The sequence below is a fragment of the Streptosporangium sp. NPDC049644 genome (assembly GCF_040675205.1).
GTDB classification, from domain to species: Bacteria; Actinomycetota; Actinomycetes; order Streptosporangiales; family Streptosporangiaceae; genus Streptosporangium; species Streptosporangium fukuiense.
The window spans coordinates 1-8,921 of the sequence record NZ_JBFAOJ010000174.1 but is presented as its reverse complement, the minus strand read 5'-3'; the positions used below and the strand labels follow the sequence as shown (position 1 = coordinate 8,921).

The window sequence follows — 8,921 nt, the reverse complement described above, 5'->3', positions numbered from 1 at the left end:
CTGTGGGGCCTCTCAACCGGGCGCGCCGTGGTGACGGCCGGTGCCGCGCATGCGCGCGGCACGGCTCCCGGCGAAAGGAGGCGCCCGTACGGTCAGGGCACCGAGCGGATCTTCCAGACCAGGACGGCGCCGAGCAGGGCGAGGGCCGCGGAGGTCAGGTAGAGGACCGGATAGCCGCCGAGACCGGCCACGATGGGACCGGCGATGACCGGGCCGAGCACCTGGGGTCCCGAGTTGGCGATGTTGATGACACCAAGGTCCTTGGCGCGTCCCTCGGCGGCCGGCAGGACCTGGGTGACCAGGGCGTTGTCCACCGAGAGGTAGATGCCGAAGCCGATCCCCATGATCGCGGCACCGGCCGTCGCCACCGGCCACTGCGGCCAGAACGCGAGCATCACCGCGGGAACCACGCTGATCAGGCCGGAGGCCGTGACGAGCGCCCTGCGGCGGCCGAGCCGGTCGGAGACGACGCCCGCGACGACGGTGGTGAGCACGACCGTCGCGGTGTAGATCAGGATCAGCGTGAGCAGGCCGTCCTCGGCCCTCTCGCCGGGGAAGAGCCGCTCGTAGCCGACCTCGTCGCTGAGGAAGTACAGCAGGTAGAGCGTGGCGATGGCGTTGCCGAGCTGCATCAGGAAGCGGGTCAGCCAGGCCCAGAAGAAGTCGGGGTGAGCGCGGGGACTGATCCAGAAACCTCTCAGGAAGGCCCCGAGCTCGAAGGGCGGCCTGGCCGGCAGGCGGGGGTCGGAAGTGGTGAGAACGAAGGGGAGCACACAGAGCGGGATCAGCACCGCTATCAGGAAATATCCGGATTCGGTGGTGGTGGCGACCATGGTGACCAGGACCACCGCGAGCACCACCCCCAGCGACTGGGGAATCCCGATCCAGCCCGACACCTCACCCCGCTGGCTCACCGGCACGTGGTCCGGCACCCCGGCGTTGAGCGCGGCCTGCATCGCGTTGAGCCCGGCCTGCGCGAGGCACCAGCCGACCGCCATGCCGGCGATCGACCCCTGCCCCGCCAGCAGGGCCAGCGCTCCCGCGCTGACCAGCGCCCCGGCCAGCGACCACGGGTGCCTGCGCCCGAACCGGCCCGCCGTGCGGTCGGACAGCGCCCCCGCGACGGGGTTGAACAGCATCGCGACGGCGGCCCCCAGCCCGGTCACCAGCGCCAGCGCCCCCTCCTTGCCCGCCGGGTCGATCGCCGCCACCTGCGAGGGAAGCAGGACCTGGAGGGGCCCGAAGTACCCCATCCAGAGCGCCAGATTGGCCAGCGAGATGCCGGCCACCCACCAGGGGCCCACCCTGCGTGTCGGCTCCGCGAGCGCCGCCCTCGGGTCGGGAACGGGCTGGACAACGCTCATGGGCCCTCGCATCTTGGTGACTCACGACTCCGAACAAGCGCCCGACAACACGAGGCGTGCCCGGATGTTACGCCGTCTCACTCCCTTATCAACAGCCCCCCGGCCGACACCGGATTCCCACCGGGAGCGCGCCCGAGAGCAGCACCGGCGAGATCAGGAGTGGTCGGTGCCGGCGAGCAGCTCCATGGCCTCCTCGTCGGTCAGCGCGTCCAGTTCCCTGATCAGCAGTTCCTCCAGCGCCTCGGCGAGCGAGGCGACGGTGCTCATGGCGAAGACGGTCCGGATCGGGACCTCGACGCCGGTGGCCCGCCTGATCCGCGCCGCCACCCTGGTGGCCAGCAGGGAGTGCCCGCCGAGTGCGAAGAAGTCGTCGAAGACGCCGACCGCCCCCGTGCCGAGCAACTCGTCCCAGATCCCGGCCACCAGCCGCTCCGCGTCCGTGCGCGGCGCGACCCGCTCCGCGGAGGAGGCGGCGACCGGTTCGGGGAGCGCCGCGCGGTCGATCTTGCCGCCCGGGGTGAGGGGGAACGCCTCCAGGCTCACCCAGGCGGTGGGGACGAGCTGGCGTGGCAGCGAGTGCCCCAGGTGTTCCCTGAGGTCCGCCGGATCCGCGGTCCCGGTGACGTAGGCGACGAGCTCCTCGCCCCGGCCGGTCACGAAGGCCTGCCCCACCTGCGGATGGGCGAGCAGGCGGCTCTCCACCTCCCCCGGCTCGATCCGGAAACCTCGGATCTTCAGCTGCGCGTCCAGCCGCCCCAGGAACTCCAGCCGCCCGTCGGAGCGCCACCGCGCCCGGTCCCCCGTCCGGTAGCGGCGTGCCCCGGGGGCACCGTACGGGTCGGGGACGAAGGCACCGGCGGTGAGCGCCGGCCTGCCGAGGTAGCCGCGGGCCACCCCGGCCCCGCCGATGACCAGTTCCCCGGCCGCGCCGGGTGGCAGGGGCTCTCCCCGGTCGTCGAGCACCCGGACGCTGGTCTCCGCGATCGGGCCGCCGATCGGCGGGCGGCCCACGACGTCGCGCGCCCCGAGGTCGGCGGCGGTGGCGATCACCGTCCCCTCGGTCGGGCCGTAGGTGTTGACCAGCCGGACCCGGTCGCCGAACAGGCCGCGCCAGCGCTCCACCGCCGCCGCGGAGACCTGCTCGCCACCGAGGATCACCAGGCGGAGCGAGGCGGGCCAGGCGATCTCGCCCGGTTCCTCGGCCAGCGAGTGCCAGTACGCGGTCGGCAGGTCGAGCACGGTGACCGCCTCGCCCTCCGGCGAGGCCAGCAGGTCGGGCAGACTCGTCGCCCCGTCGGGCAGGAGCACCAGCGTGGCCCCCGCGGCCAGCGCCGGGAAGACCTCCTCGACATGGGCGTCGAAACTGAGCGAGGCGAACTGGACGACCCGGTCGCCGGAGGTCAGGCCGTAGTCCGCGCGCATCCACCGCACCCGCGCGGCCACCGCGCCGTGCTCCACCAGCACGCCCTTGGGCACGCCGGTGGAGCCCGAGGTGGTGATGACGTACGCGGCGTCCAGCGGCACGGTCTCGCCCCGGAGGGGGGCGCGTGCGCCCCCGGCGAGCGCGGGGGTCGTGGGGGGCGTGGGAGCGACGGCGACGCGGCCCGGCGGCGGTTCGCGCAGGGTGATCAGGTGGGTGGCCGAGCTGTCCGCCATCGAGAAGGCCAGCCGCTCGTCCGGGACGTCGGGGTCGAACGGCAGGTAGGCGGCACCCGCCCACCAGACGGCGAGCAGCGCGGTGATCGCCTCGATCGAGCGGGGCAGGCAGACCCCGACGACGTCGCCACGGCCGACCCCGCCCTCGCGGAGGACCCCGGCGAGCGCGCCCGCGCGGGCCAGCAGCTCGCCGTACGTGACGCTCTCCCGCCCGCAGACCACGGCGACGGCCTCGGGCGTCCGCCGCGCGGCCCGGCTGATCATCTCGGGAACCAGGACGTCCCCGGCGCTCCCGGCTGCCCCGGCGGGCAGGGCGCGGGGATCGGACGGCTCGCGGCCGCCGGAGCGGGACGGCCCGGCCGACAGGGTGCGGAGGTCGGCGCGGTCGGCGTCGGTCCAGATCGGCAGCGCGGAGAGCGGGGTGTCGGGGCGGGTCGCGACGGATTCCAGGAGCAGGGCGAACCTGGCGGCCAGGCGGCCGACCTCCGCCGCCTCGAACAGGCCCGTGTCGTGGCAGAGGGAGAGCCCGAGCCCGTTCTCGTCGGACCACACCTCGACGAGGAGGTCCACCTTGGCCTGCCGGAACCCGGCGTCGATGTCGGTCACGGTCAGCTCGCCGAACGCCCGCCGGGGACCGGCGTCCTGGTTGTGCAGGATGAGCATGGAGGACAGCAGCGACTCCACCGGGTGGCCGAGTTGCTCGAAGGGGACCGAGAGGTTGCCCAGCGCGGCGAGGACCTCGCCACGGCTGCGGCCGATCAGGCCGGTGAACGGCGGGTCTCCCGACAGGTTCCCGCGGAGGATCACCGTCTGGGAGACGTATCCGACCATCGGTTCCAGCTCGACCCGGTCCCGGCCCGCGACGACGGTGCCGACCAGGACGTCGGTCTGCCCGGTGTGCCGCAGCAGCAACGTCTGGTAGGCGGCGACCAGCACGGTGAACAGGGTGGTGCGCTGCTCGGCGGCCAGCCGCTCCAGCCTCCGCGCCGTCTCGGGCGACAACCGGACGCGCTGGAACTCGCCCTGCCCGCTCCCCGCCCCCTCCCGGCGGAACGGCAGCTCGACCGGGGGCGGCGCGGCGAGCCTCTTCCGCCAGTACGGCACGGCCCGCTCGGCCCTGCGCCGCTGCCAGCGCGCGTAGTCGCCCGCCTGGACCGGCAACGGGCGCAGCCGGGGTTCGGCCCCGGCGAGGCGCGCGGTGTAGCAGTCGGCCAGGTCGTCCAGGATGACGTTGAGCGACCAGCCGTCCGAGATGATGTGGTGCATCGTGACGCAGAGCACGTGCCGGTCGTCGGTCATCCGGATCACCGCCACCCGCAGCGGAGGCCCGGCCCCCAGGTCGAACGGCTCGTTGGTCCGCTCGGCCACCAGGCGTTCCGCGTCCTCGCGGCTCGCGGAGCGCAGCCACTCGATGCCGGGCGCCCCGGCCTCCACCACGGCCCAGGGGACGCCGTCCTCCTCGGTGAACCTGGTGCGCAGGCTCTCGTGGCGGGCCAGCACGTCGGTGAGCGCCCAGATCAGCGCGGCCTGGTCGAGGGGGCCGCGAAGCAGGCGTACCAGATACATGTTGTAGGAGGCGTCGTCCGGATCGAGGCGCTGCAGGATCCAGAGCCGCTCCTGCGCCGGGGACAGGGGCGCCCTCATGCGCCCGGCCCCAGCTCGTCGAGGATCGCCGCGAGCTCCTCGGCACCGAGGCCGTCGAGCCGCTCGCGCAGCGCGGCGATCTCGACGAGGTCCAGGTCGTCGTCGTCCAGGCGGTCCAGCTGCCGGGCGAGCCCGGCGACGGTCGGATGCTCGAAGAACGCCACCAGCGGCACGGCGACGCCGAAGCGCGACTGGACCCTGGCGATGATCTGGGCGGCCGTCAGCGAGTGCCCGCCGAGCTCGAAGAAGTCGTCGTCGACCCCGACCGGCCGCTCGATTCCCAGCACTTCCTCCCACATCGCGGCGAGCTCGTCCTCCGCCGCACTCGACGGCGCCCGGTAGGGGGCCGTCGACGCCCGTGCCCTGTCGGGGGCCGGCAGTGCCGCGCGGTCGAGCTTGCCGTTGGGGGTGAGCGGCAGGGCGTCGAGGGTGACGAGGTGCGCGGGCACCATGTACTCGGGCAGGCTCGCCCCGAGCCGGGTGCGCAGCGCCTCCCACGCCCCTTCCGGTGCCGCTCCCTCCGTACCGGCCAGGTACGCCACCAGCGTGGGCAGACCGTCCGGTCCCCGATGGACGCCGACGGCGGCCTGACGCACCCACTCCACCGAGCGCAGGACCGTCTCGATCTCCTCCAGCTCGATGCGGAACCCCCGCACCTTGACCTGGCTGTCGGCCCTGCCCAGGTACTCCAGGCGGCCGTCCGGGGTACGCCGGACGAGGTCGCCGGTCGCGTACATGCGCGTCCCGGAGCCGGCCGCGAAGGGGTCGGGCAGGAAGCGGGCGGCGGTCAGGGCGGGCATGCCCCGGTAGCCGCGGGCCACCCCGGCCCCGCCGATGTGCAGTTCCCCGGCCTCGCCGTCCGCGACCGGCAGGCCGTCGTCGCCCAGGATGTACAGGGACGTCTCGGAGATCGGCTCTCCCAGCACGACCCGGGCCGGCGCGGGCGCCACGATCCCCGCGGTGGACCACACGGTCGTCTCGGTCGGCCCGTACACGTTCCACAGGCTCGTCCCCGGGGCGAGGAGCGCGTCGGCGAGGTCGCGCGGCAGCGCCTCTCCCCCGCAGAGCCGGGTGCGGATCGTCTCCGGCACCCCGCCGGCCTCCAGCAGGATGCGCCAGGTGGCCGGGGTGGCCTGCAGCGCCGTGATCCGCTCGGCGACCGCCAGCGCCCGCAACTCCCGGCCGTCGGCCGCCTGGCTCGCCGAGGCCACGACGACCCGCGCCCCGCACACCAGGGGGAGCAGCAGTTCCAGGACGGAGATGTCGAACGACAGGGTGGTGACGGCGAGCCAGCGGTCCTCGGGCGTGAGCTTCAGCCGTTCGGCGAACGCGCCGAGCAGGTTCCGCACGGCGCGCCTCGGGACCTCCACCCCCTTGGGCCGCCCGGTGGAGCCCGAGGTGTACATCACGTACGCCAGGTCACCCCGCGGTCCCCGGGGCGTGCCGCGGCGAACGGTGGGGGCGGTGCCGTCCGGGGCGAGCACGAGGATCCGGGGGACTCCGGCCAGCAGGCGCCGGTCCACGCCGGCCTGGGTCAGCACCAGGCCGATCCCGGCGTCCTGGCGCATGAGCCGCAGCCTCTCCTCGGGGAAGGCGGGGTCGAGCGGGACGTACGCGCCTCCGGCGGCCCAGACCGCCAGGACCGCGACGACCATCCCCGTGGTGCGCTCCATGCACAGCCCGACCGGGACCTCGGGGCCCACTCCCCACTCGCGCAGCACCGCGGCGAGGTCGTCGACCCGCCGGTGCAGTTCCCGGTAGGTCAGCTCGCCTCCCTGCCCGCTGACCGCCACCGCGTCGGGCGCCGTCTCCAGCCGGTCGCGGATCAGCTCCGGCACCGTCACCATGCCCTCCTGGCGCGGGTCTGGTGCCGTGAGTCCCGGCTTTCGCGCCGGGAAGGACATCACCACGGTCGTACACCTCTCAGGTCGGACAGCCGAAGGCCCGGGTCGGCCCCGGCCCGCTCCACCACGTCGGTGAAGGTGCGGGCCAGGCGCCGCGCGGTTCCGGCGGAGAACAGGTCACTGCTGTAGTCGAGGACGCCGCCGAGGCCCTCGGGGCCCCGCCAGGCGTCCACGGACACCTCGGCCTTGGTACGGCCCGTCGCGGGGACGGGGTAGACCTCGGCCGACAGGTCGCCCATCGTGGTCCGCAGCAGGTCGTCCTTGGGCAGGTTGTGCAGGTTGAACATGGCCTGGAAGAGCGGCGGCCTGCTCAGGTCACGGGGCAGGCGCAACGAGGCGAGGATCCGCTCGAACGGCGTACCGGCGTGCTGGAGTCCCCGGAAGAGCGTCAGCCGGGCGCGTTTCATCAGGTCGAGGAAGGTGGGGTCGCCCGACAGGTCGGCGCGGAGCACGAGCGTGCCGGCGAAGTAGCCGATCAGCGGCTCGATCTCGGTGCGGTCCCGGCCGGAGACCGGCACCCCCACGCACAGATCCCGCTGCCCGGAGGCGAGCGAGAGGGTCGCCTGGTAGGCGGCGAGCAGCGCCATGAAGAGCGTGCAGCGCGCGCCCCTGGCGACGCCCTCCAGCCGGGTGATCACCTCGTCGGGCACGAGCAGGCTCTCCTGCCCGCCGCGCCCGCTCCAGCGGGCCGGACGAGGATGGTCGGCGGGGAGGTCGAGCGCCGGCACCCCGGCGAGCGTGCGGGTCCAGTGGTCGAGGTGGGAGGCGTCCTCGTCCCGTTCGGCGCGGCGCCTGTCCTCCTCGGCGAGCTGGGGGTACTGCGCCGGGAGCTCCGCCAGCGCCGGCGGCCTGCCCTCGCGGTGCGCGGCGTAGCACTCGGTCACCTCCCGCATGAGGACGTCCAGCGACCAGCCGTCGACGACGATGTGGTGCAGGACGACGCAGAGCAGGAAGTGCTCCTCGCCCAGCCGCAGCAGTGCCACGCGCAGCGGCGGGCCGCCTGCGAGGTCGAACGGCCGGTTCACGAACTCCACGACGGCCGGGGCCGGGTCGCCGGTGACGTCCGCCCGCTCCACCGGCACCGGCGCGACGGGCACGACGATCTGGACGGGACGGTCACCGGCCAGCCGGAACCGGGTGCGCAGCACATGGTGCCGCTCGGTGACGCGGGTGAAGGCGGCGGCGAGCGCCCGCACGTCGACCCGGCCGCGCAGCCGCACGCACCAGGGGGTGTGGTAGGTGGTGTCGTCGGGGTCGAACCTGCTGAGGAACCAGAGGCGCTCCTGCCCGAACGACAGGGGCCACCGCCTGCCTCCGTCCCGCTCCCGCGCCTCCGCCAGCAGCGCCGCGCGCCGTTCCGGCGACAGCCGCGCCAGCCGTCCGAGCAGTTCCTCGCGCCGGTCCTGCGCCGGCTGCCCCGGTGTGGCGGGGTCCGGCGCGGGCTCCCGCACCGCGAGGTCCGTCTCCGCGGCGACGCGGGGGTCAGGCGTGGTCACCGGCCACCTCCCTGGATCTCGTCGTCGCCGGGCCGCCCTCCGGCGTACCGGGAAAGGCCGCCTCCCGGACGGCGGGGCGCTCGATCGGGACGATGCCGCACAGCTCGGCTATCTCGTCCAGCGCCACCTCCTCGGCCACGGCCCTGACCAGCAGCCTCTCCACCCCGCCCAGCAGCGCGTAGGCGGTGGAGCGCGGCAGGCAGGCGGTGTCCGTCAGCAGGTAGAGCTGGCAGGTGTTCGTGGCGGGACCGGTGGCGAAGAAGACCGTGGCGTCCACCGCGTCCCAGGCACCGACCAGGAAGAACCTGGTCCGCTCGGTGAGGGCGGCGACCGCGGCCGGGTCTCCCGCCGGTTCCACCCTGGGCAGGTTGGGCCAGTGGGCGGCGGTCCGCGTGTCGTTGAAGTAGGCGGACAGATCGACGGGAGCGCCGCGCTCCCTGCCGACCTCCTCGCGCAGCGCCATCATCCGGTACGGGTCGTAGTGCGCGTTGCGGTAGGCCATCAGCGCCCGCCGGTGCCCGGCACGGACCACGTCGGCGAACGTCCCGTCCGGCAGGTCGAGGACGAGGAGCCCGTCCTGCACCGCGGTGCCGGCCATGGCCGCGGTCCTGGGATCGTGCCGGTTGGCCACGATCAGCTGCATGACCACCCGGCGGTGCCCGGTCAGCACGCCCAGCAGCACCGCGCTCGCCGTGGTCAGCACGCTGGCCGTGCTGACCGACCACCGCTCGGCCAGGATCTCGGCGGGGGGGGGGGGGCCCCCCCCCCGCCCCCCCCCCCCCCCCCCCCCCCCCGGCCGGCCCCGGGGCGGGGGGGGGGGGTGCGAGGGGGGCCCCCGCCCCCCCCACAAATCCCCC

At 74.5% G+C, this 8,921-nt stretch carries 5 protein-coding genes; all 5 read right to left on the bottom strand.

The annotated features are described in order from the left end of the window. Positions 1-92: 92 nt before the first annotated feature. The 5 genes from AB0J58_RS43100 to AB0J58_RS43080 all read right to left on the bottom strand — a co-directional run bounded on the left by AB0J58_RS43100 (position 93) and on the right by AB0J58_RS43080 (position 8,767). Positions 93-1,364 (bottom strand): MFS transporter, encoded by a 1,272-nt coding sequence (locus AB0J58_RS43100; RefSeq protein ID WP_343962132.1) that lies wholly within the window; start codon positions 1,362-1,364, stop codon positions 93-95. Positions 1,365-1,517: 153 nt separating this feature from the next. Further along, positions 1,518-4,664 carry an amino acid adenylation domain-containing protein gene (locus AB0J58_RS43095; protein ID WP_364227274.1) on the bottom strand — a complete coding sequence of 1,049 codons (3,147 nt, stop codon included), beginning with the start codon at positions 4,662-4,664 and terminating at the stop codon, positions 1,518-1,520. Next, complete coding sequence (locus AB0J58_RS43090) at positions 4,661-6,511, bottom strand: non-ribosomal peptide synthetase (protein WP_364227271.1); 1,851 nt, start codon at positions 6,509-6,511, stop codon at positions 4,661-4,663. Before AB0J58_RS43090 ends, AB0J58_RS43095 begins: the two co-directional genes overlap by 4 nt. Positions 6,512-6,567: 56 nt before the next feature. Then, on the bottom strand, positions 6,568-8,064 hold the full coding sequence (locus tag AB0J58_RS43085; protein ID WP_364227268.1) for a condensation domain-containing protein: 1,497 nt from the start codon (positions 8,062-8,064) through the stop codon (positions 6,568-6,570). Further along, positions 8,051-8,767 carry a hypothetical protein gene (locus AB0J58_RS43080; protein WP_364227265.1) on the bottom strand — a complete coding sequence of 239 codons (717 nt, stop codon included), beginning with the start codon at positions 8,765-8,767 and terminating at the stop codon, positions 8,051-8,053. The genes AB0J58_RS43085 and AB0J58_RS43080 overlap by 14 nt, the downstream gene beginning before the upstream one ends. Between the last annotated feature and the right edge of the window lie 154 nt (positions 8,768-8,921).

What these genes read in the sequence shown, in the direction of transcription:
- AB0J58_RS43095 (WP_364227274.1), bottom strand. Translation starts at nt 4,664, where the DNA reads ATGAGGGCGCCCCTGTCCCCGGCGCAGGAGCGGCTCTGGATCCTGCAG.
- AB0J58_RS43090 (WP_364227271.1), bottom strand. Translation starts at nt 6,511, where the DNA reads ATGGTGACGGTGCCGGAGCTGATCCGCGACCGGCTGGAGACGGCGCCC.
- AB0J58_RS43100 (WP_343962132.1), bottom strand. Translation starts at nt 1,364, where the DNA reads ATGAGCGTTGTCCAGCCCGTTCCCGACCCGAGGGCGGCGCTCGCGGAG.